The organism is Actinocorallia sp. API 0066 (genome assembly GCF_020991275.1).
GTDB lineage: Bacteria > Actinomycetota > Actinomycetes > Streptosporangiales > Streptosporangiaceae > Actinocorallia.
The window spans coordinates 742,447-767,745 of sequence record NZ_JAJLQY010000001.1 but is presented as its reverse complement, the minus strand read 5'-3'; the positions used below and the strand labels follow the sequence as shown (position 1 = coordinate 767,745).

21 protein-coding genes are annotated in these 25,299 nt (G+C 72.1%); 14 read left to right on the top strand and 7 right to left on the bottom strand.

What is annotated here, in order from left to right:
• The first annotated feature begins 79 nt into the window (after positions 1–79).
• Positions 80–481 carry a SemiSWEET family sugar transporter gene (locus LO762_RS03595; protein WP_230612354.1) on the top strand — a complete coding sequence of 134 codons (402 nt, stop codon included), beginning with the start codon at positions 80–82 and terminating at the stop codon, positions 479–481.
• 428 nt (positions 482–909) lie between these two features.
• Here the strand turns inward: LO762_RS03595 and mnmA are convergent, their stop codons facing one another.
• Positions 910–1,989 carry a tRNA 2-thiouridine(34) synthase MnmA gene (gene mnmA, locus LO762_RS03590; RefSeq protein ID WP_230612352.1) on the bottom strand — a complete coding sequence of 360 codons (1,080 nt, stop codon included), beginning with the start codon at positions 1,987–1,989 and terminating at the stop codon, positions 910–912.
• Positions 1,990–2,078: 89 nt separating this feature from the next.
• Between mnmA and LO762_RS03585 the strand changes: the two genes are divergently transcribed.
• Positions 2,079–3,092: a DUF695 domain-containing protein gene (locus LO762_RS03585; protein WP_230612350.1), complete on the top strand. Its 1,014-nt coding sequence runs from the start codon at positions 2,079–2,081 to the stop codon at positions 3,090–3,092.
• A 7-nt stretch (positions 3,093–3,099) separates the two neighbouring features.
• On the opposite strand, the gene LO762_RS03580 is transcribed toward LO762_RS03585, so the two are convergent.
• Complete coding sequence (locus tag LO762_RS03580) at positions 3,100–4,242, bottom strand: cysteine desulfurase family protein (protein ID WP_230612348.1); 1,143 nt, start codon at positions 4,240–4,242, stop codon at positions 3,100–3,102.
• A gap of 93 nt (positions 4,243–4,335) precedes the next feature.
• Between LO762_RS03580 and LO762_RS03575 the strand changes: the two genes are divergently transcribed.
• On the top strand, positions 4,336–4,857 hold the full coding sequence (locus LO762_RS03575; RefSeq protein ID WP_230612346.1) for a TetR/AcrR family transcriptional regulator: 522 nt from the start codon (positions 4,336–4,338) through the stop codon (positions 4,855–4,857).
• A 117-nt stretch (positions 4,858–4,974) separates the two neighbouring features.
• The gene (locus tag LO762_RS03570) at positions 4,975–6,159 is read left to right on the top strand and encodes an MFS transporter (protein ID WP_230612344.1); all 1,185 of its coding nucleotides are present in this window, start codon (positions 4,975–4,977) and stop codon (positions 6,157–6,159) included.
• Between the two features lie 74 nt (positions 6,160–6,233).
• Here LO762_RS03570 and LO762_RS03565 read toward each other — a convergent pair whose 3' ends face one another.
• The 5 genes from LO762_RS03565 to LO762_RS03545 form a co-directional block, all read right to left on the bottom strand.
• On the bottom strand, positions 6,234–7,181 hold the full coding sequence (locus LO762_RS03565) for an electron transfer flavoprotein subunit alpha/FixB family protein (protein ID WP_230612342.1): 948 nt from the start codon (positions 7,179–7,181) through the stop codon (positions 6,234–6,236).
• A gap of 14 nt (positions 7,182–7,195) precedes the next feature.
• On the bottom strand, positions 7,196–7,975 hold the full coding sequence (locus tag LO762_RS03560; RefSeq protein ID WP_230612340.1) for an electron transfer flavoprotein subunit beta/FixA family protein: 780 nt from the start codon (positions 7,973–7,975) through the stop codon (positions 7,196–7,198).
• Positions 7,976–8,195: 220 nt separating this feature from the next.
• Positions 8,196–10,154: a serine/threonine-protein kinase gene (locus tag LO762_RS03555; RefSeq protein ID WP_230612338.1), complete on the bottom strand. Its 1,959-nt coding sequence runs from the start codon at positions 10,152–10,154 to the stop codon at positions 8,196–8,198.
• A gap of 127 nt (positions 10,155–10,281) precedes the next feature.
• Complete coding sequence (locus tag LO762_RS03550) at positions 10,282–11,217, bottom strand: acyl-ACP desaturase (RefSeq protein WP_230612333.1); 936 nt, start codon at positions 11,215–11,217, stop codon at positions 10,282–10,284.
• Between the two features lie 190 nt (positions 11,218–11,407).
• Positions 11,408–12,148 carry an SDR family oxidoreductase gene (locus LO762_RS03545; protein WP_230612331.1) on the bottom strand — a complete coding sequence of 247 codons (741 nt, stop codon included), beginning with the start codon at positions 12,146–12,148 and terminating at the stop codon, positions 11,408–11,410.
• Positions 12,149–12,262: 114 nt separating this feature from the next.
• Here LO762_RS03545 and LO762_RS03540 point away from each other — a divergent pair, with 114 nt between their 5' ends.
• The 10 genes from LO762_RS03540 to LO762_RS03495 all read left to right on the top strand — a co-directional run bounded on the left by LO762_RS03540 (position 12,263) and on the right by LO762_RS03495 (position 25,235).
• A complete protein-coding gene (locus tag LO762_RS03540) occupies positions 12,263–15,478 on the top strand; it encodes a DEAD/DEAH box helicase (RefSeq protein WP_230612326.1) in 3,216 nt (1,071 codons plus the stop codon).
• Entirely contained in the window at positions 15,478–16,245 is a 768-nt protein-coding gene (locus LO762_RS03535) for a hypothetical protein (protein WP_230612324.1), read from the top strand. The genes LO762_RS03540 and LO762_RS03535 overlap by 1 nt, the downstream gene beginning before the upstream one ends.
• A 484-nt stretch (positions 16,246–16,729) precedes the next feature.
• Positions 16,730–17,455, top strand: a complete 726-nt coding sequence (locus LO762_RS03530) for a glycosyltransferase family 2 protein (RefSeq protein WP_230612322.1) — start codon at positions 16,730–16,732, stop codon at positions 17,453–17,455.
• A complete protein-coding gene (locus LO762_RS03525) occupies positions 17,452–18,522 on the top strand; it encodes a GNAT family N-acetyltransferase (RefSeq protein ID WP_230612320.1) in 1,071 nt (356 codons plus the stop codon). The genes LO762_RS03530 and LO762_RS03525 overlap by 4 nt, the downstream gene beginning before the upstream one ends.
• Positions 18,519–19,583 (top strand): glycosyltransferase family 2 protein, encoded by a 1,065-nt coding sequence (locus LO762_RS03520; protein ID WP_230612318.1) that lies wholly within the window; start codon positions 18,519–18,521, stop codon positions 19,581–19,583. Before LO762_RS03525 ends, LO762_RS03520 begins: the two co-directional genes overlap by 4 nt.
• Positions 19,583–20,380: a polysaccharide deacetylase family protein gene (locus LO762_RS03515; protein ID WP_230612316.1), complete on the top strand. Its 798-nt coding sequence runs from the start codon at positions 19,583–19,585 to the stop codon at positions 20,378–20,380. Before LO762_RS03520 ends, LO762_RS03515 begins: the two co-directional genes overlap by 1 nt.
• Positions 20,373–21,803 (top strand): lipopolysaccharide biosynthesis protein, encoded by a 1,431-nt coding sequence (locus tag LO762_RS03510; protein ID WP_230612315.1) that lies wholly within the window; start codon positions 20,373–20,375, stop codon positions 21,801–21,803. The genes LO762_RS03515 and LO762_RS03510 overlap by 8 nt, the downstream gene beginning before the upstream one ends.
• Positions 21,800–24,013: a hypothetical protein gene (locus LO762_RS03505; protein ID WP_230612314.1), complete on the top strand. Its 2,214-nt coding sequence runs from the start codon at positions 21,800–21,802 to the stop codon at positions 24,011–24,013. Before LO762_RS03510 ends, LO762_RS03505 begins: the two co-directional genes overlap by 4 nt.
• Positions 24,010–24,936 (top strand): glycosyltransferase family A protein, encoded by a 927-nt coding sequence (locus LO762_RS03500; RefSeq protein WP_230612313.1) that lies wholly within the window; start codon positions 24,010–24,012, stop codon positions 24,934–24,936. The genes LO762_RS03505 and LO762_RS03500 overlap by 4 nt, the downstream gene beginning before the upstream one ends.
• Entirely contained in the window at positions 24,933–25,235 is a 303-nt protein-coding gene (locus LO762_RS03495) for a hypothetical protein (RefSeq protein WP_230612312.1), read from the top strand. Before LO762_RS03500 ends, LO762_RS03495 begins: the two co-directional genes overlap by 4 nt.
• The last annotated feature ends 64 nt before the right edge of the window (positions 25,236–25,299 follow it).

Genomic DNA, 25,299 nt, shown 5'->3' with positions numbered 1-25,299 from the left:
GACACGGGAATGTGACGCGGGTTACCCTTCTGGAACGGTCCCAACCTGGACAAAAGGCCGAAGATGGGAGTTTCAGGAAATGACGAGCCTCGGACTGCTCGCCGGAGCGCTGACGACCGGATGTTGGCTGCCCCAGCTGCTCCGCTCGTGGCGCACCCGTTCCACCGACGACATCTCCTGGACATACCTCGCCCTGCTCGGCACGGGCATCGCCCTCTGGCTCGCCTACGGCCTGCTGAGCGGTGACCCCGCCCTCATCGCGGCGAACGGCATCACCCTCCTCTTCATCACGGTCATCGCCGCCCTGAAGTCCCGCGAGACCCACCCCTCCACCCTCCCCGCCCCCTCACCCCTCCCCACCCCTTCACCCCTCCCCGCCCAGATCTCCACACCCCTCCCGATCCCCCTCCCCACCCCGATCCCCCACCCCACCCCCATCTCCCACCCCGCACCCCTCCCCCAGCCCACCCCGACCCCCTGACCCCTCCCCCCGCGCGTCCCCCCTCCGGGACGCGCCCGGCCGCGCGGGTCGGCAGGGGCCGCCCCGGCCCGCGCGGACACCCCTGAGCACACAGAAGCAGAACCCTTGAAGAGACAGAACGGAGACCGTCAGCCCAGACCCGCGCGTAGGCGCCACCGAACCCATGGCCGCCGCACCAGCAAGCGCGAAGACCGTCAAGCACCGCCACAGGCCGGAAACAGCGCGCAGGCGCGCGGAACCCGTGGCGGCCGCATCGACGCCGTCAGGTCGCAGGGAGACCGCCAACACCGCCACCGGCCGGAAAGCGCCGCGGGACCCGTGGCGGCCTCGTTGAGGCCGTTGAGGAGGCGTGGAGGCCGTCAGCGCCGCGCTGAGCCGAAGACGCGCGCGGCGGCGCCCAAAAGGGCGCCGGGACGCCGCGGAGGCCGTCAGGAGGCGGTGGCGGCCGGGTGGGCGGTGGCGGTGATCGTGGCGGAGCCGAGCACGGTGTCGCCCGCGTAGAGCACCGCGGCCTGGCCGGGCGCGACGCCCCGGGCCGGACGGGCCAGCCGCAGCCGCAGCACGCCGCCGGAGACCTCCGGGACGCACTCGTAGACCTCGCCGTGCGCGCGCAGTTGGACGGCGCAGCGCGCGGGCGGCGGACCGGCAAAACCGACCAGCCGATCAGCCGTGATCTCCGTCACGTCGAGCGCCTCACGTGGCCCTACCCGCACCGTGTTGGTGACGGGCGAGATGTCCAGCACGTACCGGGGCTTGCCGTCCGGCGCGGGCGTGCCGATCCGCAGGCCCTTGCGCTGGCCCACGGTGAACCCGTACGCGCCCTCGTGCTCGCCCACGACGACGCCGGACTCGTCCACGATCGGGCCCTTCGACGCGCCCAGCCGGGACGCCAGGAACCCGCGGGTGTCGCCGTCGGCGATGAAGCAGATGTCGTGGCTGTCCGGCTTGTCCGCGACGAGCAGATCGCGCCGCGCGGCCTCGGCCCGGATCTCGGCCTTGGTGGAGCCGCCCAGCGGGAAGATCGCGTGCCTGAGCTGCTCGCGCGTGCACACGGCGAGCACGTAGGACTGGTCCTTGCCCTCGTCCACGCCGCGCGCCAGCACACCGTCCGCGACGCGCGCGTAGTGGCCGGTGCAGACGGCGTCGAAGCCGAGCGCGAGCGCCTTGTCCAGCAGCGCCTCGAACTTGATCTTCTCGTTGCAGCGCAGGCACGGGTTGGGCGTGCGCCCCGCCGCGTACTCGGCGACGAAGTCCTCGACGACGTCGCGGTGGAACCGCTCCGCGAGGTCCCAGACGTAGAAGGGGATGCCGATGACGTCGGCGGCGCGGCGGGCGTCGCGGGAGTCCTCCACGGTGCAGCAGCCGCGCGCGCCCGTCCGGTAGGACTGGGGGTTGGCCGACAGCGCCATGTGGACGCCCGTCACGTCGTAACCGGCCTCGGCGGCCCTGGCCGCGGCGACGGCTGAGTCGACGCCGCCGGACATGGCGGCGAGCACACGAAGAGTCATGGTCTTCTCAGGATATCGGCGGCGTCCACCGGTTTCGCGGGCGAGCGGGCGGCGGAGCGCCGCGCGGAGGGCTTAGCATGGGCGGCGATATGGGCATCTTCAAGCGTTCACGCGACACCTCCCCCGCCGCCGCGGCGATCGGCGAGTTCTGGGACAGGTGGCCCGACCTGCGTGAGCGGATCGCGGCGGCGGGCGAGACCCTGCCTACGGAACTGCATGAGGAGATCACCCTCCTGGTCCACAGGATCCATCCGGACCTCGTGTGGGAGATCGACCCGGGCGCCCCGTCCTTCACGGTCAGCGGCCAGGGCGTGGACGAGCTGCGCGGCATCGCCGAGCGCTGGCGCAAGCGCAGGCCGCGCCGGGAGAAGTGGGCGTTCCACGCGGCCCGCCAGGCCGACGCCGAGGCGCTCGGCTCCAAGCTGGCGCTGGGCGACCACGAGTTCGACCTGTCCTACGTCAGGCTCGGCATGCGGGTCGACCAGGCGCGCGCGCGGGTGGACATCGCCGCCTACCACCCGGACTTCCTGTTCGTCGACGAGCACACCCAGCTCCAGGTCGCCCGGACGGTCCTGGTCTGGGCGCTGGGCGAGGACGACGTGGCCCGCTGGGTCGGCGACGTGACGATCGCCATCGAGGCGCCCATGGACGCGCTGCCACCGCACCTGCTCGCCTCGGTCGTGGAGCAGATCGCGGAGCCTTTTAGGCAGGGGGCGTGGCTGAAGGGCGAAGGCCGCACCCCGCGAGGACATCCCGCCCAGATCACCGTGCGGTTCCCGCTGCACCGGCAGGACCATCCGCTGTACGACCTGCACGTGAGCGTCACGCTGCCCTACGCGCACTCCGGGCCGGACCGCCTGCCGGTCGAGCCTTCGGCGTCGGCCCTACGGGACGCGGAGAAGCAGCTGGAGGAGCGCACGGACGCCGTGCTGTTCCTGCGGGAGACGGGCGACGGCCTGCGCGTGTTCCACCTGTACGCCGACTCCGAGTCCGGCGTGCTCGCCGAGCTCGACCAGTTCGCGGCGGCCTGGCCGGAGGGCAAGGCGAAGGTGGACTCGCGGCAGGATCCGGCCTGGCGCACGGTCCAGCCGTACCGGCCCTGACGACGTCCTAGGTGAGGCCCGCGCGGCGGGCCCGCTCCACGACGGGGCCGATCACCTCGGCGAGCGCCTTGACGTCGTCCTCGGTGGAGTCGTGGCCGAGCGAGAACCTCAGGCTGCCGCGCGCCAGCTCGGGATCGACGCCCATCGCGAGGAGCACGTGGCTGGGCTGGGCGACGCCCGCCGAGCAGGCCGAGCCCGTCGAGCAGGAGACGCCGCGCGCGTCGAGCAGCATGAGCAGCGCGTCGCCCTCGCAGCCGGGGAAGGAGAAGTGCGCGTTCCCCGGAAGGCGGTCGGCCGGGTCGCCGTTGAGGACGGCGTCGGGCACCTCGGCCCGGATCCGGTCGATGAGCAGGTCGCGCAGGGCGGAGACCCGGCGTGTGGCCTCCTCGCGGCGCGCGGCCGTCGCCTGGACGGCGGCGGCGAACCCGGCGATGGCCGGGGTGTCCAGGGTGCCGGAGCGGACGTCGCGTTCCTGGCCGCCGCCGTGCAGCACCGGGGTCGGATCGACGCCCTTGGCCAGCAGGAGGGCGCCGACGCCGAGCGGGCCGCCGAGCTTGTGCGCGCTGAGCGTCACCGCGTCCGGGCCGCCGAGCGTGACGGGCAGGAACGGCGCCGCCTGGACGGCGTCGGAGTGGAACGGCACGCCGCGCGCGCGGGCCAGCGCGGTCAGCTCGGCGATCGGCTGGACGGTGCCGATCTCGTTGTTGGCCCACATGACGCTGACGAGCGCGGTGTCCTCGGTGAGCGCGGCCTCCAGGTCGGCGGGACGGACCCGGCCCAGCGCGTCGACGGGTAGGTAGACGACTTCCGCGCCCTCGTGCTCGCCGAGCCAGTGCACCGCGTCGAGGACGGCGTGGTGCTCGATCGCGCTGGTGACGACGCGGCGGCCGCCCAGATCGCGCCGCTGCCAGTAGAGGCCCTTCACAGCCAGGTTGTCGGCTTCGGTGCCGCCGCTGGTGAAGATCACCTCGGAGGGGCGGGCCTGGAACGCCTCGGCGATGATCTCGCGGGACTCCTCGACCACCCTGCGGGCCCGGCGCCCGGCCGCGTGCAGCGACGAGGGATTGCCCACCCGGCCCAGCTGCTCGGTCATCGCGGCGATCGCCTCGGGGAGCATCGGCGCGGTCGCCGCGTGGTCCAGATACGGCAACGGGCTTCCTTCCTCCGTGTTCGCCCCATCCTATCCGCCGCCGACCGTTGGGATTTGTCCACTGTACCGTCCGGACGGTACAGTGGACGCGTCATGAAACGTGAAGCCCTGCTCGACGCCGCCGAATCCGTGCTCCAGGAGCACGGCAGCCAGGCGTTGACGCTGACCGCCGTCGCCGAGCGCGCCGGGGTCAGCAAGGGCGGCCTGCTTTACCACTTCCCGACCAAGGACGCCCTGGTCACCGCGCTCATCGCGCGGGTGATCGCCGAGTTCGACGAGCTCATCGCCGAGCACGCCGACGAGGGCTCCTACACGCGCGGGTTCGTGGAGGCCACGTTCGCGATCCTCGCCGCCCCGTCGGGCGAGCGCACCACCCGCCGGTGGGCCGCGATCACCGCGGCCGCCACCACGCCGGAACTGCGCGCCCCGCTACACGAGGCGATGCGCCGCTGGCACCGCAGGGACACCGCCGTCGAGCACGAACACGACCCGGTGACGGCTGCCGTCGTCAGGCTGGCCGCCGAGGGGCTGTGGGAGGTCGCGGCGCAGGACCCCGGCGGGTACTCCGCCGAGGAGTTCACCGCGCTGCGACGACGCATGCTCGACCTGCTCTGACGGCACGGGCCGGAACCCCACCACCTCTTCGCCCCTTTCACCCGATCTTCCGCGCGCCGGCTTCGGCGCGCCCCACGCGGGCCTCCCCGCGTCGCGTCTTCACCAGGAGTGTGCGTCATGCTGTTCCGCGCCCGTTGGGGCACGTTCTCGACCTTCGCCCTCGCCGGGCTGCTCTCGGGCGTCTGGGTCGTCCGGATGCCCGCGCTGCGGGACACGTTCGGGCTGAGCGCGGGGACCATCGGCGTCGTCCTGCTCACCTGGGGCCTGGCGGCGATCATCGCCATGCAGGGCCTGCGCGGGCTGATCGCGCGCACCGGCAGCCGGGCCGTGCTGCGGATCTCCACGCCGCTGACCGCCGCCTCGTTCGCGCTGCTGGGGCTGATGCCGAGTTTCGGCACGCTGCTCGTCGCGGTCGCCTTGTTCGGTATGGCCTTCGGCGTCACCGACGTGTCCATGAACGCCCAGGGCTCGGTCGTCGAGCGGGCGGCGCGGCGGCCGGTGCTGAACTTCATGCACGCGGGCTGGTGCGTCGGCGCGATGACCGGCGGGCTCATCGGCGCGGCCACCGCCGCGCTCGGCCTGTCGTTCGGCGCGGCGGTGCTCACCACCGGGCTGGCCGCGCTGCCGCTGGCCCTGCTGCTCGCCGGCACCTACCTGCCCGACCCGCCCGTCGCCGTGACGGCCGGGGCGCGCCGCGGGCTGCCCGGCGTCGTCTACCTGATCGGCGCGATCGCCTTCCTGGCGTTCATGGCCGAGGGCGCCGTCGCCGACTGGAGCGGCCTGCTCCTGCACGACGACCTGGGCGCGAGCCAGGCCGTCGCGGCGCTCGCCTACCCGGCGTTCGAGGCGGCGATGCTCGTCGGCAGGCTCGCGGGCGACCGCTTCCGCACCCGCTTCGGCAGCCGCCTCCTCATCACCGGCGCGGGCGTCGGCACCTTCGTCGGCATGCTGACGGTCCTGCTGGCCCCGACCGTCCCGCTGGCCCTCGCCGGGTTCTTCCTCACCGGCCTCATGGTCTGTGTGATCGTCCCCACGACGATCTCGCTCGCGGGCACCGCCGCCCCCGGCCAGGCCGCCGCCGCGGTCACCCAGGTAGGCGCGATGGGCTACGGCGGCCTGCTGCTCGGCCCGGTCGTCATCGGCGCCATCGCCGAGGGCACCTCCGTGCGCACCGGCCTGGCCGTCGTCCTGGTCCTGGCCGCCGTGATCGTCGCGGCCACCCGCAAGCTCCCGCTACGCGACACTATCGACAGCGCCGCGCCCACCCGCCCGGCCGACGACCGCGAACTCCAGGCCGCCTGAAGGGACCACCCCTGACAACGGCGCACGCCCCCGGCTCCGTACGGAACCGGGGGCGTGCGAAGCAGCGCGTGATGCTACTTGCGCTTGGTGATCTCCTCGGTGAGCTGCGGCACGACCTGGAAGAGGTCGCCCACGACGCCGTAGTCGACGAGCTCGAAGATCGGGGCCTCGGGGTCCTTGTTGATCGCGATGATCGTCTTGGACGTCTGCATGCCGGCGCGGTGCTGGATGGCGCCGGAGATGCCCGCGGCGATGTACAGCTGCGGCGAGACCGTCTTGCCGGTCTGGCCGACCTGGAACTGGTGCGGGTACCAGCCGGCGTCGGTCGCGGCGCGGGAGGCGCCGACGGCCGCGCCGAGCGTGTCGGCGAGCCCCTCAATAATCTTGAAGTTCTCGGCGCCGCCGACACCACGGCCGCCGGAGACGACGACCGACGCCTCGGTCAGGTCGGGGCGCTCGCCCTTCTCCTGCACGACGCGGTCGGTGATCTTCGCGGCCTTGGCGGCGTCCGACAGGGCCACCGAGACCTGCTCGACGGCCGGGCTGCCGGGCGCGGCCGCCAGCGCGATCGCGTTCGGCCGGACCGCGATGATCGGGGTGCCCTTGGCGACCTTGGCGTGCGCGATGACCGCGCCACCGAAGATCGAGTGCTCGGCGACGAGCTCGCCGGTCACACCCACGACGTCGGTGAGGACGCCGGAGTCCAGGCGGACGGCCAGACGGCCCGCGATCTCCTTGCCCTCGGCCGTGGCCGGGACGAGGATGGCGGCGGCGCCGTTGGCCGCGAGCTGCTGCAGCGTCTCGACCTTCGGGGCGACGACGTAGCCGGTGAGCTCCGCGTCATCGGCCACGTAGACCTTGGCCGGACCGTACTCGGCGATCTTGTCGGCGGCGGCCTCGTAGCCAGGACCGATCCAGACCGCGGAAGCCTCACCCAGCGAGCGGGCGAGGGTCAGGAGCTCGAAGGTGACCTTCTTGACCTCGCCGTCGGCGTGGTCGACGAGGACCAGAATCTCTGCCATGTCCCTGTATCCCCTTACACGAACTTCTTGCTGGCGAGGAAGTCGGCGATCTTCACGCCGCCGTCACCCTCGTCGCTGACGATCTCGCCCTTGGCGCGCGCGGGCGCGTCGGCGTGGTCGACCACGGTGGTGTAGGCGTTGGCGCCGCCCACCAGCGCGGCGTCCAGGCCGGCGTCCGCGATCGAGAGGGACTCGACCGGCTTCTTCTTGGCCGCCATGATGCCCTTGAAGTTCGGGTAACGCGGCTCGTTGATCTTCTCCACGACGGAGATGACCGCGGGCAGGGACGCCTCGACCTTGTCGAAGCCGGTGTCGGTCTGCCGCTGGATGGTCACCGCGGTGCCGGCGATCTCGACCTTGTTGGCGAGGGTCAGCTGCGGCCACCCGAGGCGCTCCGACAGCATCGCCGGCAGGACGCCGGTACGGGCGTCGGTGGACTCCGAACCCAGGATCACCACGTCAGCACCGGCGCGGGTGACGAGCTGCTGCAGCGCGTAGGACGTCTGCAGCGCGTCCGAGCCGACGAAGGCGTCGTCGACCAGGTGGATGGCCTTGTCGGCGCCCATCGCCAGAGCCTTGCGGATCGACTCGGTCGCCTTGTCCGGACCGATGGTCAGGACGGTGACCTCGCCCCCGTGCGCCTCCTTGAGGGCCAGGGCCTCCTCAATGGCGTACTCATCGAGCTCGTTGATGACGCCGTCCGCCGCAGCGCGGTCGAGGGTGTTGTCATCGGACTTCAACTTACGCGGGCTCTCCGTGTCGGGAACCTGCTTCACGCATACGACGATGTTCATGGCCGCTGGCCGACCTCCCTGCACTTATCTCTGGGGCTGACTGAATCCTGTGGTGGCTACAGCCTGCCAAACGCCCGAACTCTCTGCGGATCCGGGGGTCAGTCAGACCGTACCCAGATGTTACTCGTCGGTAGCACACCGCCCGACACCGAGGAGGCCCCTGGCTGGGGATCTCACTCTCTCACGTGGCCGGGATCACACCAACGCGCGCCCCCGGCCGCTAGCCGATCCGCTCGACCCAGCCCCTGATCGTCGCGCGGGCGTCCTCGAGCCAGCCCGCGAAACCGCCGAAAGCACCGGGATCGGGCTGCCCGTCGTAGACCATGAGCGCGAGCACCGCCACGGCGGCGCCGACGCACAGGACGGCGATGAGCGCGGGCTCGCGGCGCGGCAGCACACCGCCCCAGATCCGGGCGAGCTGGCGCCGCGAGGCGGTGCCGCCCATCCCCCAGAACTGGAGGAAGACCGCGAGCATCGTGCCGAGCGTCACCGCGCGGTTGCCCTCCTGGCCCACCCCGACGAGCACCGCGGCGACGACCATGCCGAGGAGCAGGTTCGTCAGCGCGATGACGGCCGTGCTGATGATCGTCCCCGGCAGGTGCAGGGGCGTGCGCAGCAGCGTCGAGGCGAGGTCGGACTCCCGCTCGCCGCGCCTCGTCCGGCGCGACTCGGTGCCCTGCGCCGCCTTGTCGCCCGCGCGCAGCAGCACCGTCGCGCCCACCGCGACGACGAACGCGGTGGCGGGCACCGCCCAGGCGAGCGCGAGTATGCCGGTGAGCAGCAGGAAGCCGAGCACCTGGTACAGGCCGAACGGCTTCGGCTCCTGCGGCCTGTCCGCCGACGTCCGGTCCGTGGCCGTCTCCGGGGCCTGAGGCCGCGGATCCGCCCACGGAAGCGGCTGGTGCGGCGGCGGAGGCGCGTAGGGCTGGTCGGCGCCGTAGGGGTTGCCCTGCGGGCCCGCCCAGGGCGGCGGCGTCTGGTAGGGCTGCTGCGCCGACGGCGAAGGCGGCCCGTACATGGCGCCCGGCGGAGGCGGCGGCGCGTAAGGCCGGTCATCCGATGTCGGGTAAGGGTCGTACGGGTTCGCCCCGGTCGGGGGCAGCCGCCGCGTCTCGTACATGTCCTGCTGCGGGTACGGCTCCGGAGGCGGCGCCACCGGGGGCAGCTGCCCCATGAAGTCGCTCGGCTGCGGCAGCCTCCCGGACGGCTGGCGCGGGATCTCCTGGACGGCCGGAGGCGGCGCCACCGGATGCGCCGGGCCCGTCCGCGGCCGCTGGTGCGCGTCCCGCGCGTCCGACGGCGCGGGCTGGCCGTGCGCCGCCCTGTCGTCCAGCATCGTCTGGTCGAACATCGTCATCTCCAGGTCGATGCGCTCGACCAGGGCCGCGACGTTCTTGGCGGTGGGGCGCTCGGCCGGGTTCTGCGCCATCGCGCCGCGCAGCAGCGGCAGCAGCGCCGGCGGGACGCCGTCCAGGTCCGGCGTGCCCTGGATGATCTTCGCGAAGATCTGCTCGAACGTGCCGGTGCCGAACGGCGGCCGACCCGTCGACGCGTAGATCACCGTGCCGGCCAGCGCGTGCACGTCGGCGGGCGCGCGGAAGTCCTCGCCGTTCAGGAGTTCGGGGGCCAGGTAGCCGGGCGTGCCGATGACCATGCCCGCCGACGTCAGCCGGGTCGCGTCCACCGGCTGGGCGATGCCGAAGTCGATGAGGATCGGGTCGCCGTTCCCGGCGAACATCACGTTGCCCGGCTTCAGGTCGCGGTGCACGATCCCGGAGGAGTGGATCGCCGCGAGCGCCTCGGCCAGGCCCCACGCCAGCCGCTTCAGGGCGTGCCCCGACAACGGCCCCTGCGACTCGACGGTCTGCTCCAGCGTCTTGCCCGGCACGTACTGGGTGACGATGTAGGGCGGCTCGTGGGTGACGTCGGCGTCCACGATCTGCGCGACGTACGGGCTGCGCACCCGGCGCATGGTGTCCACCTCGCGGGCCAGCCGCCGCAGCGCCGTCTCGTCCGACGCGCCGCGCAGCAGCTTCACCGCGACCGCGCGCCCCGCCGGGTCGGTTCCCCGGCGCACGACTCCCATGCCGCCCTCACCGAGCACCTCGGCGAGGCGGTACGGGCCGATGGTCTCCCCGGACGTGGCACCCCTCCGATCACTCCGGCCTTGCTGGCTCATCGCGGCCAACCCTACCCCCGAACGTCACGGCCGGGGCGGGACGGACGAGGCCCCGGCACCCCGTCTCCCCATGAGACGAAATGCCGGGGCCGTTGGTTTCGTCCGGGTCGGAAACCCGTGTCGGCGGTCAGCCCTGGCGGGCCGCGATCCTCGCCCGCCGGGCCTCACGGCGCTCCTCGAACTTCGTGGCGGCCGCGTCCAGGGCGTTCATGAACTCGGACAGCTCCTCGCGCGCCTTCTCGCCCTCGCCGTCCAGGCCCTCGACGTCGAAGACCCCCCACTTGCGCAGGACCGGCATGAGCACCTCGTCGTGGTGCAGGCGCAGGTCGTAGATCCCCGCGTTGGCGATCGCGACGGACTTGCGGAGGAAGCCGTCGATCGTGTAGCCGGGCATCTGGAAGCCCTTGACGACGTCCGCGACGGCCCGCATCGCCGCGCTGGGCGCGACCTCGAACGACGCCGCGAGCACGTTCCGGTAGAAGATCATGTGCAGGTTCTCGTCGGCCGCGACCCGCTGCATCATCTGCTCGCAGAGCGGGTCCTCCGACGCCCTGCCGGTGTTGCGGTGCGAGACGCGGGTGGCCAGCTCCTGGAACGACACGTAAGCCACACCGTGCAGGACCTTGTCACCGTGGTCGGGCTCGTAGCCGATCTCCATGTGCTGCATCCGGGCCCGCTCCAGCAGCACCGGATCGACCGACCTGGTGACGGTGAGGAAGTCGCGGATCACGATGCCGTGCCGGTTCTCCTCGGCCGTCCAGCGGTTCACCCACTGGCCCCAGGCGCCCTCCCGGCCCATGATCCGGGAGATCGCCGAGTGGTAGCCGGGCAGGTTGTCCTCGGTCAGGAGGTTGACGAGCAGGGCCTCCCGGGCGGCGTCGCTGACCTTGGAGTCCTCGGGCACCCAGTCCTCGCCGCCGAGAAAGGCGAAGTCACGGCCCTTGCTCCACGGCACGTACTCGTGCGGGAACCACTCCTTGGCCATCGACAAGTGCCGGTTCAGCTCTTTCTCCACGACCGGTTCGAGCTCGTGCAGCACCTGAATGTCAATAGCTTCCGGCATACCTGGACCTTTCGGATCTCGTGTGATCGGCCAGGGCGGGTGGACCCCGGGCACAGGCCCCTGGAGAGGGCGCCTGACGGCACGTCCGAAGACGACGTACCCCATGCTAGGGCTGGGCGTACGGAACCGATATGAGCGGCGGCTACAAGTGATCCGCGTGGCGTTTGGGGGTAGCTCACAAGAAAGGCGGTCAGCCCGCGTGCGTCGCGAAGGCCCGCCGCCAGAGCGCGGCGGAGGCGGCGCGCAGGGCCGCGGCGGGCGTCAGCGCGAGCACCGGAAGCAGCGCCCGGTACTGCGCGCCGGGCACACATCGGGCCTTACCCCGCGCCACCGCGGCCAGTCCGGCGGCCGCCACCTTCTCCCTGGCGAGCCACATCAGGCCGGTCGCCTCGCCCTCCGTGGTCCGGGTGAAACCGGGGCAGAGCGCCGTGACGTGGACGCCCGCGCCCTTCGCCTCCGCGTGCAGGCTCTCGCTGAACGACACGACGAACGCCTTCGACGCCCCGTACACGGCGCTTCCCGGCGAAGGCACGTAGGCCGCGACGGACGCGACATTGAGGATCCCGCCCCGGCCCCGCTCGGCCATGCCCCCGAGCGCCGCGTGCGCGAGCTCGACCACCGCCGTCACGTTCAGCCCGATCTGTCGCCGATGCTCCTCGACGCCGACCCCCTCGAACGCGCCGAAGGCCCCGAACCCCGCGTTGTTCACCAGCAGATCCACCCCCCGAGCCCGCTCACACGCCCTCCTGAGCCCGTCGTCCTCCGTCAGATCCGCCACCAGCACCTCGACCCCCACCCCGAGCCCCCGCAACCGCCCGGCCTGTTCCTCCAGCAGCTCCCCCCGCCGAGCCACCAACACAAGATCCACTCCGGCCCGAGCCAGCGCCGCCGCAAAACTCTCCCCGATACCACTGGAAGCCCCGGTAACCATCGCACTCCGCCACATACCACGCACCTTAACGCCACCCGCACAACCCCGACCGAACACGCCCTTCACCCTTTGCGGCCGGGTCGGAATGTCAGAGGGCGCTGGTAGCTTCGCGGCATGCTGGTGGGGCACGCGGTGTGGCACGGCGGGGCGCTGTGCCTCTGGGCCGAGCACGACGGGGAGCGGGCGGGCGCGGCGGGGGCGCATCCGTTCGCCACGCGCGAGTTCGGCGGCACCGTGCTGGAGGCGGCGGTACGCGGGGCGGCGCGGGTGACGCTGCCGATGCTGCTGCCCAGCGCGGACGGGGGGCCGCTGCCGTCCGGCGAGCTGGGCGCCGCCGTCGCGGCCGAGGCGCCGGAACTCCAGGTGTGGCAGGTGCCCGCGCTGGTCCTCGAACCGTTCGCGGCGATGAACGTCCTCACCGCCGTGCCCGCGCTCCACGACCGCGCGGACCCGGGCGACGACGCGGCGGACGCCGGGGGCGCGCGGGGGTTGGTGGCGGGGAGTGATCTGCGGTTCCTGGCGATCGTCGCGGGCGACGCGGTGGAGTTGGCGCGGCGGGGGCGGGTGCTGCCCGCGCTGCGCGAGGAGGACGGCGACCTCGTGGCGCACTGGCGGGCGGTGCCGGACGCGGGCAGGTTCGCCGCGCTGGCCGCCGCGATACCGCCCGCGTGCCGGGCCGCCGCGCCGGAGACGCCCGCCGCCGACGTCCTCACCGCCGCCCTCGACGGCCTCGCCGACACCGCCGTGCGCGCCCGCGTCCCGCACCCGGCCCTTCCGCCGCGCACCGGCAAGACCCCCGAGCGGATCCCGCTCGCCGAACGCTGGTTCGCCGCGCTCACCGGCCCGTCCGGCGCCGTCGCCCGCGAACCCGGCGACGACCCGGCACCCCTCCGCGCCGACCTCGACGCCTGGTTCCGCACCGCCCGTCCCGCCGACTCCCCCCTCCGCCTCACCTTCCGCCTCATCGACCCCCACGCCACCGAGAACCCCACCAACCCCGCACACCTCCCCCATGCCGCAGACGACACCATCCGTCTCCCGGGGCCGGAGTTCCCCACCGCCGCGACCGTCGCCCTCGCGCACGGTCCCGCCCGGATCGCCGGGCCGGAACTCGCTGACGCCGCGCCCGCGCGGCCGGAGGACGGCGGCGCCGATGCGCGTGGGCTCGACCAGGGCGAAGCCGTCGGGGAGGTGTGGCGGGTGGAGTTCCTGGTGCAGGGGACTCGGGATCTGAGCCTTCTGGTGCCCGCCGGGCGGGTCTGGGAGGGTGACGCGTTTGTCGAGGGGGCCGAGGAGGTCCTCATGGCGGGGCTCGGGCGGGCGTTGCGGGTGTTTCCCGAGCTGGCGCGGGCGTTGGACTCGGCGGTGCCCTCGGAGCTCGAACTCGACGTGGCGGGGGCGTTCCGGTTCCTGCGCAGGACCGCGCCGCTGCTCGGCGCCGCCGGGTTCGGGGTGCTGCTGCCGACGTGGGCGGGGCGCGAGAGGCTCGGCCTGAAGCTGCGCACGGCCGATCCCGCCGACGGCGGCCAGCAGGGCGCCGCCGGGAAGTCCGGGTTCGGGCTGGACGACCTCGTGGAGTTCCGCTGGGAGGTCGCGGTCGGCGACGAGTCCCTGGACGAGGACGAACTGGCCGAACTCGCCAGGCTCAAGACACCCCTGGTCCGGCTACGCGGCCGCTGGGTCGAGCTCGATCCGGACCAGCTCGACGCGGCACTGGAGTTCCTCAGGCACGGCGGCTCGGGCACGATGACGGCGGGCCAGGCCGTCCGGGCCGTCATCCACGCGGGCGAGCGGTCGCTCCCGCTCGTCGCGGTGGAGGCGCACGGCGCGCTCGGCGACCTCCTGTCCGGCGAGGCCGACCGCAGGATCACCCCGGTCCCGACGCCGGAGGGCATCACCGCGACGCTGCGGCCCTACCAGGAGCGCGGCCTGTCGTGGCTCGCCTTCATGGAGGACCTGGGCCTGGGCGCGCTGCTGGCCGACGACATGGGCCTGGGCAAGACGCTCACCGTTCTGTCCTATCTCGTCCGGGCCGTCGAGGCGGGCGAGCGCGCGCCGACGCTCGCGGTGGTGCCGATGTCGCTGGTCGGCACCTGGCAGCGGGAGGCCGCCCGGTTCGCGCCGAAGCTGCGCGTGCACGTCCACCACGGCCAGGCCAGGCACCGTGACGACGCGCTCGTCCACGCCGCGAAGGCCGCCGACCTTGTGCTCACCACCTACGGCACCGCCACCCGCGACGCTGAGCGGCTGGCGGCCGTCCCGTGGGCGCGGATCGTGTGCGACGAGGCGCAGGCGCTCAAGAACAGCGCGACGCGGCAGGCGAAGGCGATCCGGTCGATCCCGGCGCCGCGCAGGATCGCGCTCACCGGCACCCCGGTGGAGAACCACCTGGGCGAGCTGTGGTCGGTGATGGAGTTCGCCAATCCCGGTGTGCTGGGCCCGCGCGAGGCGTTCCGCGAGCGGTTCGCGGCGCCGATCGAGGGCGACGGCGACGAGCACGCGGCGGCGGCCCTCCAGCGCGCGACGCGACCTTTTATCCTGCGCCGCCTCAAGACCGACAAGTCGATCATCTCGGATCTGCCGGAGAAGCAGGAGATGAAGGTGTACTGCCCGCTCACCCCCGAGCAGGCGTCCCTGTACCGCGCGACGGTCGAGGACATGTTGGAACGCGTCGCGGAAGCCGACGCGCGTAAGCGGCGCGGCCTGGTCCTGGCCACGATGGCAAGGCTCAAGCAGGTCTGCGACCATCCGGCGCTGCTGCTGAAGGACGGCTCCCGCCTCCAGGGCAGGTCGGGCAAGCTGGAGCACCTGGAGGAGCTGTGCGGGCGCATCCTGGAGGCCGGGGAGAAGGTGCTCGTCTTCACCCAGTACGCGGAGTTCGGCACGATGCTCCAGCCGTATCTCGCGGCCCGGCTGGAGCGGCCCGTCCTGTGGCTGCACGGCGGCACCACCAGGGAGCAGCGCGACGCGATGGTGCGGGAGTTCCAGGGTCCGTCGGGCCCATCGGTGTTCCTGCTGTCGCTGAAGGCGGCGGGCACCGGGCTGACGCTGACGGCCGCCAACCACGTCATCCACCTGGACCGCTGGTGGAACCCGGCGGTCGAGGACCAGGCGACCGACCGCGCGTTCCGCATCGGGCAGACGCGTGACGTCCAGGTCCGCAAGTTCGTGTGCGCCGGGACGATGGAGGAGCGGGTGGACGAGATGATCGAACGCAAGAAGGCGCTCGCGGAGGCCGTCGTCGGCACCGGCGAGGAGTGGCTGACCGGCCTGTCGGTCGCCGAGCTGCGCGACCTGCTCGCGCTCTCCCCCGACGCGGTGGCCCGCTGATGTCCGGCCCGATCCGCGTCCGCAGGCTGACGCCGCGCGCCGACCCGCCGCCGCAGGACACCCGCTGGTCGCGCGCGTTCCTCACCGCGCTCGCGGGCTTCCTGGGCACCGCCGCGCTGGCGAGGGGCGTCAGGGGGCGCGTCCACGTGAAGCGCCTTGACGTGCGCGCCTACGAGGTGACGGCCCTCGTCCAGGGAGCCCGTGAGGAGCCCTACCGGGTGACGCTCGGCCTGCCCGAGATCGAGGGCTGGGAGGAGATCGAGGGGGAGCTGGCGCGCCGTCCCGTGGTCAGGGCGCGCATCCTGGGCGGCGACCTCCCCGACGAGGTGGCCAGGGTCTTCGCCGACTGCGGCGTCCCGCTGTTCCCCGAGACGGCCGAGGACCTGCACGTCATGTGCGACTGCCCGGAGTGGGGCGCGGTGTGCGACCACGCGCTGGCCGCCCTGGCGATGCTGGCCGAGGCGTTCGACGACGACCCGTTCCTCATCCCCGCCTGGAACGGCAGGGCCCCGGACGCGCTGCGCACCGCGCTGCGCCGCCGCCCGGGCACCGCCGACGCCGCCCCGGCGCCGCCGGGCCCGCCGCTGCGCGCGGACGACTTCTGGACCCCGCCCGAGGGCCTCGCCGCGCTCCGCGAGCGCCCCGCCGCTCCCCCGGCCCCACCCGATCTCCTGCTGACCCTCCTGGACCCGCCGGACGTCCGCGTCCGCCGCCGCCCGCTGCCCGACGCGCTGGCCCCCCTCTACCGCGCCCTCCCGGACGGTTGAGAAGTCCTTTATCGACATTCTCGGACGCAGTTCGCATACCTGGCACAATCCGGCCATAAGGGTGAACACCCAAGATCCTCCCGTGACGGAGAAAGGTCGGCGAAAGCCTTGGGGAACCGGGTATCGAAGGGACCGGGAATATCCCGAAAATGCCGCTTCCCGGGGGGTACGCACCGGCGGCCATACCACCGCGAAGCGCCCATTTCCATAACGTCGGAGGCTACCAACTCGTTGTAGCCGACCCCTGACTATCCGCGACGAGATGCTGGTCGTAGTATGGCCAGCGTCACCTAAGGGATGGCCTTCCGCGTACATCTGAACATCATGAGGGTGGCCTACATCAAACAGAGCAGATACCCACTCCGCACGGGGGACCCTCATGAACACCCAGCACTCCCTCGGGCCGGCGATGCTGTCGCAGACCGCCCGTCGCAACCGGCTGGACCTGTCCAGGCGGCGTACCCAGTGGCCCACGGTCACGGCCGTGATCCCTACTCTGAACGAGGCCGACAACCTCCGATGGCTACTGCCGCGGCTGACCGCGGTGGACGAGGTCGTCATCGTCGACGGCGAGTCGACGGACGGCACCGTGGAGATCACCCGGCTGCTGCGGCCCGACGCCGTCATCATCGTGGAGCCCCCGACGGGGAAGGGCACCGCGATGCGCACCGGAATGGCCGCGGCCACCAGCGAGGTCATCATCATGCTGGACGCCGACGGCTCCATGGACCCGGCCGAGTTCGACAGCTTCCTGTCGCTCCTGTGCCGCGGCTTCGAGTTCGTCAAGGGCTCCCGCTACAACTGCGGCGGCGGCTCCGACGACCTCACCTGGCTGCGTGACAAGGGCAATCTCTGGCTCACCCGCTTCGCCAACCTCCTCTACGGCCAGAAGTGGACGGACCTGTGCTACGGGTACGTCGCGATGCGCCGGAACGTCGTGGAGAAGCTCCAACTTCAGTCGACCGGCTTCGAGATCGAGACGGAGATCTGCGTGAACGCCGTCCGCGCCGGTCTGAAGGTAGCGGAGGTGGCAAGTCATGAGTCACATCGGCGATTCGGCGAGTCGAACCTCAACACCTTCCGCGATGGTTGGCGGGTGCTGAAGACGATGATCCGGCTCCGGTTCGCCGGCAAACTCGACAACTCCCACCTGAACACCTCGTTCGAGCCCGTCCCGGTCGGCAGTCTGGCGGCGGCGAGGGCGAAATGAGGACGCGGATCGTCCGGCCCGACGAACTGGGGGAACCGGAGCTGCGCCGGTGGCGGGAGCTGCGCGGCGCCGACCCGGCACTGCACAACCCGTTCCTCGCGCCCGAGTTCACCCTGGGCGTCGCGCGGTTCCGTGCCGACGTGCGGGTGGCCGTCGTCGAGGACGGCGCGGGCGTCGCGGCGTTCTTCCCGTTCGAACGGCACCGGGGCGGCGTCGGGCATCCGGTCGGGTTCGGGCTGACCGACCTGCAGGGCATCGTCGCCGACCCGGCGCTCGACCTGCCCGCCGCCGAGCTGCTGCGCCAGTGCGGCCTGGGCGTCTGGGACTTCGACCACCTCATCGCCGGGCAGCGCATGTTCGCGCCGTACCACCAGGTGGTGCGGGTCGAGCCGATCATCGACCTGGCCGGCGGCTTCCCCGCGTGGGAGGCCGAGGCCAGGGCGCTGGCCCCCAAGACGCACAAGACGATCCGGTACAAGGAACGCAAGCTGGGCCGCGAGGTCGGCGAGGTGAGCTACGCGTTCGCCTCCACCGACCCGGAGGACCTGCGGACCCTGATGCGCTGGAAGTCGCTCCAGTACCAGCGCACCGGGCGCACCGACAGGTTCGCCAGGCCCTGGATCGTCGCGCTGATGCGGCACTTCCACGAGACCGGCTTCGGCGTGCTGAGCGTGCTGCGCGCCGGGGGCAAGCCGGTGTCGATGCACTTCGGGCTGCGCGACGGCGCGTCGATGGCCGGGTGGTTCCCGGCCTACGACACCGAGTTCGCGCGCTACTCGCCCGGCATGATCGGCCACCTGCGGCTCGCGGAGGGCGCGTCCGGATCCGGCCTCGACGAGATCTGGATGGGCCGCGGCGGCAAGGAGTTCAAGGAGTGGCTGAAGAGCCGTGAGATCCCCATCGCCGAGGGCCGGGTGGCCCGTCCCTCGGCGGGCGCGGCGCTGCACTGGGTGCGGCACGTGCCGCTGAACCGGCTGCGCGACAGGGCGCTGGACAATCCGGCGTTCTACCGGTTCGCCGACCGGGTACTGAAGGGCTACGCCAAACTCCGGGGACGGTCGGCATGAGCACCGGGCACAGCGCGCCGCCGCGCATCTCCGTCGTCATCTGCGCGTTCACCGACAAACGGTGGGAGGACGTGCTCGCGGCCGTCGCGTCGGTGCGCGCGCAGCGGCATCCCGCGCACGAGATCATCCTGTCCGTCGACCACAACCCCGAGCTGCACGGCAAGCTCGCGGCCGCGCTGCCCGACGTCAACGTGGTGCGGAACAAGCATCCGCGCGGGCTGTCGGGCGGCAAGAACACCGGGGTGGAGCTGGCCACCGGCGACGTCGTGGCGTTCCTCGACGACGACGCGGTGGCCGCGCCCGGCTGGCTCGCGGCGTTCGCGGCGGCGTACGCCGACCCGCGTGTCATCGGGGTCGGCGGCCGGACGCTGTCGCTGTGGCCCGGCGCGCCGTCCTCCGCCGAACTGCGCGCCGAGATGGAGTCGGGAAGGCTTCTGCGGATCCAGACCGGAGACCCCCATCTTCACCCCGACTCCGCAGAAGCCTTCACCGTGACAACGGGGCAAAGGCCGCGGTGGTTCCCGGAAGAGTTCGAATGGACGGTAGGCGGGACGTACCGGGGCATGCTGCCCGGTCCGGTGCGCAACGTGCTCGGCGGGAACGCCTCGTTCCTGCGTGAGGCGTTCGACGTCGCGGGCGGCTTCTCCAGCGACATCGGCCGCACCCACGCCATCGACCGGCCGCTCGGCTGCGAGGAGACCGAGTTCTGCATCCGGCTCGGCCAGCACCGGCCCGACACGATCCAGCTCTTCGAACCCGACGCCGTCATCTGGCACCGGGTGCCCGCCGAACGCACCCGGTTCGCCTACTACCGGTCGCGCTGCTACGCCGAGGGCCTGTCCAAGGCGCTCGTCGCGTCACTCGTCGGCAGCCAGGACGGCCTGTCCAACGAGCGGGCGCACGCGTTCAAGACCCTGCCGAAGGGGGCGCTGCGCGGGGTCGGCGACGCGGCCCGCGGCGACGTCGGCGGGCTCGGCCGGGCCGCCGCCATCACCGCCGGCCTCGGTTTCACCGCCACCGGGTACCTGGTGGGCCGCCGCGCGGTGCGCAGGGGGGCGTGATGCCGGGCGTCCCGATCCTCATGTACCACTCCGTGCGGGCGGACCCGCCGCCGGAGACCAGGGGCCTGTCCGTCGATCCCGGCATGTTCGCCGCGCAGCTCGGGCTGCTGCGCGAGCGCGGGTTCACGCCGGTGCCGCTGTCGGCGCTGGCCGGGCTGCGGGCCGCACCCGGCAGCGGCCCCTACGCGGGCGCCGCCAAGCCGATCTGCATCACCTTCGACGACGGCTACGCCGACTTCCACACCGAGGCACTGCCCGTGCTGGAGTCCTTCGGCTACCCGGCGACGGTGTTCGTCACCACCGGCTGGCTCGACGACGCCGGGCCGGACGCCGCGGGCCGCCCGCTCGACGCGATGCTCACCTGGGCGCACGTCAAGGAGATCGTCGAGCACGGCGTCGAGGTCGGCGCGCACAGCCACAGCCACCCGCAGCTCGACCAGCTCCCGGACGGGGCGCTGCACGACGAGCTCACCCGCAGCCGCCTCCTCCTGGAGGACAGGTTGCAGCGGCCCGTCACCACGATGGCCTACCCCTACGGCTACTCCAGCGCGCGCGTCCGCAGGGCCGTCGCGCGCGCGGGGTACTCCAGCGCCTACGTCGTCGCCAACGACGTCGCCCGGGAGCGTTCGGGCTACACGATCCCCAGGCTGACGGTGGCGCGCGGCACCTCCCTTGACACATTCGGGAGGATCGCCGAAGGGACGCATGGGTTCTTCCGGGAGAAGGCACTGACCAAGGGGTACGCGCTCGTACGCCGGTCCAGGTACCTCTACCGGAAGACGACGCACCATGGCTGACCGCAAGGCCCCGCCCGGCCCCGCCCCGGGCGAGGCGCCCGCGGCGGCGCCGACAGCGCCCAAGCGCCTGGCGTGGCTGCGCGGCGAGCTCGGCAACCCGCTGTTCCGCAACGCCTACGCGCTCATGCTGAACGGCGGCCTCACCGGCGTGCTCGGCCTCGGCTTCTGGATCGCGGCCCGGCACTTCCACAGCCAGGACGACTTCGGCAGGAACGCCGCCGTCATCCAGGCCGTCATGTGCATCGGCGGCATGACGACGCTCAGCTACGTGCTGATGCGGTTCATCCCGCAGGCCGGGCGCTCCAGCGGACGGCTCATCCTCGCCACCTACCTGTTCGGCTCGGTGCTCGCGGTGCTGCTCGGCATCGGGTTCGTGCTGTCCCTCGCCTGGTGGGACAGCCCCAACTACGACCAGCTCGCCGACCCGTCGCACGCCATCCCGTTCATCATCTTCATCGCGGCGTGGAACATCTTCACCCAGCAGGACGCCGCCCTGACCGGGCTCCGGCACGCCGGATGGGTGCCGGTGAAGAACACCCTGTACGGGCTGGTGAAGTTCGTCATGCTCGCCGGGCTCGCCTGGACGTTCGCGCCGAACGACGGCATCCTGCTCGCCACGATGATCCCCGTGATCTTCCTGGTGCTGCCGATGGACTGGTTCGTGTTCCGGCGGCTGCTGCCCGAACACGAGGAACTCACCAAGGACAAGCGCCACACCCCGACGCCGCGCGAGATCGGCCGCTACCTGCAGGGCGACTTCATCGGCACGGTCGCCTCACACTCGGCCATCAACTTCATCCCGCTGCTCGTCGCGGCGAAGGTCAGCGAGGCCGCCAACGGGTTCTTCGCGATGGCGTGGATCTTCGGGCTGATGCTCGACCTGCTCGCCCTCAACATGGCGATGTCCCTCACCGTCGAGGGCTCACACGCCACCGACAACCTCGCCTCGACCTGCCGTGACGCGCTGCGCCGCACGCTCATGCTGCTCGTGCCCGTCTCGCTGGTCGTCGCGTTCGCCGGGCCGTGGGTGCTCGGCCTGCCGTTCCTGTTCGGCGCCGAGTTCAAGACCGAGGCCGGGTTCGTGCTCGTCCTGCTCGCGCTCTCCACCCTGCCCAAGGCGCTCATCGAGCTGTACGTCGGGGTGCTGCGGGTCAGGTCGCGCACCCGGCTCGTCGCGCTCATCCAGCTCGTCCGGTTCGCCGGCGTTGTCATCGGCGTCGGCATGTTCGTGCACGACGACCACCTCGCCGCCGTCGGCTGGTCGGTGCTGCTCGTGCAGAGCGCGGTGGCGCTCGCGGTGCTGCCGCGACTGCGCAAGGCGGCACGCGCGCAGGACCCGCCGCCCGCGCCGCCCGCGCAGGCGCTCTCGCCCGAGACGCCCGCCGCCCCGCCCGTCCCGCCCGCCTCGGAAGGTGGCAAGTGAGCGTGACGACCCGCTCGGCGACCGAGCCCGAAGTCCTGCCCGCCGACCCCCTGGCCAAGCTCCCCGCCGTGGTGCTGGCCCTCGGCGTCGGGCTCGGCGCCGTGCTCTTCTGGGTGCCGCTGCGCGGCGTCACCCCGCGCGAGGCCACCGGCCTCGGCCTCATCAGCGTGCTGCCGCTGCCGACGCTGCTCGGCGCGGCCGTGCTCACGCTGACGTTCGTCGCGACCCTCGCGCTGCGCCGCCCCACCCCGTGGCTGCTCGGCGCGCAGATCGTCGTCACCGTGGTGGCGCTGCACACGCTCGCCCAGGTGATGGAACCGATCGCGCGGTTCCCGACCGTCTGGCAGCACTCCGGCTTCATCGAGTACATCACCCGTACCGGCAGTGTCGGAACTGACATGGACGCCAGGTTCTCCTGGCCCGCGTTCTTCGCGTTCGTGGGATTCCTGGCCGAATCGGTCGGGGTGCACGACCTGAACTCGGTGTTCAAGTGGGCTCCGGTCTTCATCCAGCTGCTGTACCTGCTGCCGCTCGCGATGATCGTCCGGGTGATGAAGGCCAACTGGCGGGCCAAGTGGTTCGCGGTCTGGCTGTTCCCCGTCGCGAACTGGGTCGGCCAGGACTACGTCGCCCCACAGGCGTTCGGGTACCTCATCTATCTGTTGTTCCTCGCGATCCTGCTTACGTGGTTCCGTCCGTCGGTGCTGCGGACGCGGCTCGGCGGCAAGCGCGGCAAGGGCGACGAACCCGGACGTGTCTATACGTTCCTGTTCGGGCCGAAGACGCCCGGCGAGGAACCCGTCCGGGACGTCGGGCTGTGGGAGAAACGGTCCCTCGTCATCCTGCTCGTGGTGCTGCTCGTCGTCGGCACCGCCGCCCACCAGCTCACCCCCTACCTGCTCATCGCCTCCTGCGCGGCGCTCACCATCGTCGGCCGGTGCACGCTGCGCGGCCTGCCCGTCATCGGCGGCGTCATCTACCTCGCGTGGATCTCGTTCATGGCCTACGGGTACTGGCGGGCCGACCCCGGAAGCACCCTGTTCGCGGGCGGCGGCAACCCGATCGCGACGATCCTGGAGAGCACGTCGGGACGCATCGGGTTCGGCGACCCCGACCTCGGCAAGATCCAGCGGCTCCGGATCGTCATCGTGCTCGTCATCATGGCGCTCACCGTGGTGGGGCTGCTGCGCCGCCGGATCCGCGGCATCGACGACAGGGTCGCGCTGATCCTCCTCATCGTCCCGATCAGCTCGTTCGGCCTCCAGTCCTACGGCGGCGAGATCGCGCTGCGCACCTACATGTTCATGCTGCCCGGCGCGGTGTTCCTCGCCGCGTACGCCTTCTACCCCGACCCGAAGCCGGTGCCCGTCGTCCGGGCCGGGCCGCGCCGCCAGCGGGTGCGGCGCTGGGGCCCGACGGTCATGGCCAGCACGTTCGCGCTGCTCCTCATGGGCGGGTTCATGGTGGTCCGGTACGGCAACGAGGCGTTCGAGCAGGTCCGGCCGAGCGAGCTGCGCGCGATCGACGCGATGCTGGAGGACGCCGGGGACAAACCGGTCCCGATGGTCTGGGTGTCGGGCGAGGTCGTCACCAACGGCGACGCCGCCAGCGCCACCCCACAGGGGCCCTGGGGGTACCGGTCCTTCGAGCGGTTCTCCTACGTGCGCGTCGAGTTCGCGCAGGAGCCGTACCGGACAAAACTCATGGCGACGCCGCCGGTCGCGCCGACGCCCGCCGAGGCCGCGAGCCGCAGGCCGAGCGTCGACGAGATCGTCGCCAAGATGCAGGAGAACCCCGGCAGCTACCTGTTCAGCTCCCGCACCAACGACACCTACCAGGTGCTCAACTTCGGGCTCGCGGCCGACTGGAACAGCAGGCTGGTCCGGGAGATCAAGGAGTCCGGCCAGTTCACCGAGGTGTACTCCGGGCCCGACGCCTCGGTCTACAAGCTCGTCGAGCAGCGCGGCGAACCCGCCAAACGCCCGACCCCGACCGGCCTCATCATCGGCGTCAGCAACTGGACACCGGCCGGCCTCATCTACCTTCCGGTGCTGATCGGCGTCCTCACCGCCCGAGAACTCCGCCGCATCCGCCTCTCCCCCGACCAGTGGACCCGCCTGCGCCCCTACACCGTCGTCGCCTTCCCCCTCTTCGTAGGCTTCGTCGCCATCGTCGTAGAGCGCTTCCTCACCCTCAAAGGATCCCCATGACCACCGCCCCCTCGGAGGCTGTGATGACGCACCCCTCGGTCGGCGTTGTCATTCCCACGTTGAATCGGCCGGAACTGCTCAGGGAGACGCTCGCTTCGGTGAAGGAGCAGGTCTACCCCGGGGTCGTCAAAGCCATCGTTGTGTACGACAGGGGGGAGCCGGACCTCTCCCTGGCGTCTGACGATCCGCTGCGGCCCGTCGAGGTGCTCGTCAACACCAGGACGCCCGGTGCGGCCGGGGCCCGGAACTCCGGGCTGCTCGCGGCGGGCACCGAGTACGTCGGGTTCTGCGACGACACCGACCTGTTCCTGCCCGGCAAGATCTCCGCCCAGGTCGACGTGCTCGGCCGGGAACCGCACACCGAGGTGGTGTGCTGCGGGCTGCGGCTGTTCGGCCGCAGCATCGAGGACACCGAGCGGTTCATCCCCCGGCCCCGCGTCACCCACGAGGACCTGCTGACCGGGCACAACCCGAACCTGCACCCGTCGGCGCTGCTGCTGCGCCGCTCGTCCGGGCTGCTGTTCGACGAGGAGATCCCCGGCAGCTACGGCGAGGACTACGAGTTCGTGCTCCGCGCCGCCGGACGCGCCCCGATCCGGCAGATCCCGTTCGTCGGGCTCGGGCTGCGCTGGCACGAGGGCTCCTACTTCTCCGTCCTGGACAACGCGCCGCTCATCTCCCAGGCGGCGCAGTGGATGCTCGCCAAGTACGAGTTCCCGTGCGGCGGGTACGCGCACTGGGCCGGGAAGGTGGCGTTCGCCGAGGCCGTCAGCGCGCACCGCGGCACCGCGCTCAAGTGGATCTGGCGGACCATGGTGGCCCGGCCGCTGGACCCGCGCGCGCTGCTCGCCCTCGCCGTCACCGTGGGGGTGCCCGCCGCCTTCATCATGAAGAACCTCGACCGGATCGGACGTGGCGTGTGACGGCACTGCTGATACTCGTGATGATCGCGGTCCCCGCCGCCTGCTTCGCCTGGGTGCTGCGCGGCCTCGACCCGCTCGGCCGGGCGACGGCGGGGGTCGCCGGCTCGCTGAGCCTGCTCATCCTCGTCGCGCAGACGATGATCGTCGTGCGGGTCTGGTCGCCGGGCGGCGGCCTCGCCGTCGTCGCGGCGGTGTGCGTCCTGCTGCTGCTCGTCGGGTGGCGGCGGCGGCCGGTGCCCGAGCACGAGGTGGCGCGGGCCGCGAAGCAGGAGGACGAGGACTGGATTTTTGACGAGTGAGGCGAACCCGGCGCGGCGCTGCGATACTCCAACGGCTGAGGCGGGAGAGACCCGCCGTGACGAA